This is a genomic window from Muribaculum sp. An289 (assembly GCF_002159555.1).
In the GTDB taxonomy this organism is placed as follows: domain Bacteria; phylum Bacteroidota; class Bacteroidia; order Bacteroidales; family UBA932; genus Merdivivens; species Merdivivens faecigallinarum.
In genome coordinates this window covers 1-1,210 of record NZ_NFIV01000026.1, presented here as the reverse complement: position 1 = coordinate 1,210, position 1,210 = coordinate 1, and the positions used below count along the sequence as shown (strand labels likewise).

The 1,210-nt window shown below is 62.2% G+C and carries 1 rRNA gene; it reads right to left on the bottom strand.

Annotated features, from left to right (window positions below):
• Positions 1–1,210, bottom strand: a 23S ribosomal RNA gene (locus tag B5F83_RS10440); the annotation flags it as partial.

Sequence of the window (1,210 nt, the reverse complement as noted above, 5' to 3'; positions counted from 1 at the left end):
TCCGCTCCCCCGAGGGGGAACGGTACTTTCGGGGCTCGGGGAAAACCCCTACCTCCCTTAAACCGCGCATTCCGTCGCGCGGCGGCGGTGTCACTTCTCCGTCATCGCACGGCAAACAGACGGGGGTAATGGAATCTTGACCATTCTTCCATCGGGATTGCCCTTTCGGGGGACCCTTAGGACCCGACTTACCCTGATCCGAATGACGTTGATCAGGAAACCTTGGGCTTGCGGCGTGCGGGGCTCTCGCCCGCATTGTCGTTACTCATGCCTACATCTTCTTTTCCGGACGCTCCAGGCAACCTCGCGGATGCCATTCTACGCCGTCCGGAATGCTCCCCTACCGGTGCTATTCGCACCGCGCGGCTGCGGCTGCGGCCTTATGCCCGTTCATCATCCACGCGGGCCCGCTCGACCAGTGAGCTGTTACGCACTCTTTGAACGAATAGCTGCTTCCAAGCTAACGTCCTGGCTGTCTCTGCGGGCCCACCTCGTTCCTGCAACTCGGGCCGCTATTGGGGGCCTTGGCCGGCGCTCCGGGCTCTTTCCCTCTCGCCGACGGACATTAGCACCCGCCGACTCACTCCCGGATAACGTGCCGCGGCATTCGGAGTTCGTCAGGAATTGATAGGCGGCGAAGCCCTCGCATCCTGTCGGTCGCTCTACCTCCGCGGAACTTGACTCCGAGGCTGCCCCTAAAGGCATTTCGGGGAGTACGAGCTATCTCCCGGTTTGATTGGCCTTTCACCCCTACCCTCGCCTCATCCGGAGGCTTTTCAACGCCTATCGGTTCGGCCCTCCATCGACTGTCACGCCGACTTCAGCCTGGACAAGGGTAGATCACCGGGTTTCGCGTTCAGCGCCGCCGACTAAAACGCCCTGTTCGGGCTCGCTCTCGCTCCGGCTCACGCGCCTGAGGCGCTTAACCTCGCCGGCGACGCTGACTCGTAGGCTCATTATGCAAAAGGCACGCCGTCACCCCATAAAGGGGCTCCGACCGCTCGTAGGCGCACGGGTTCAGGATCTCTTTCACTCCCCTCGCGGGGTGCTTTTCACCTTTCCCTCACGGTACTATGCGCTATCGGTCTTCCGGGAGTATTTAGCCTTGCGGGATGGGCCCCGCAGATTCCGACCGGATTTCTCGTGTCCTGCCGTACTCAGGGACCGGGGCGCCCTCGCAGCGCGTGCCGGTACGGGGATGTCACCCTCT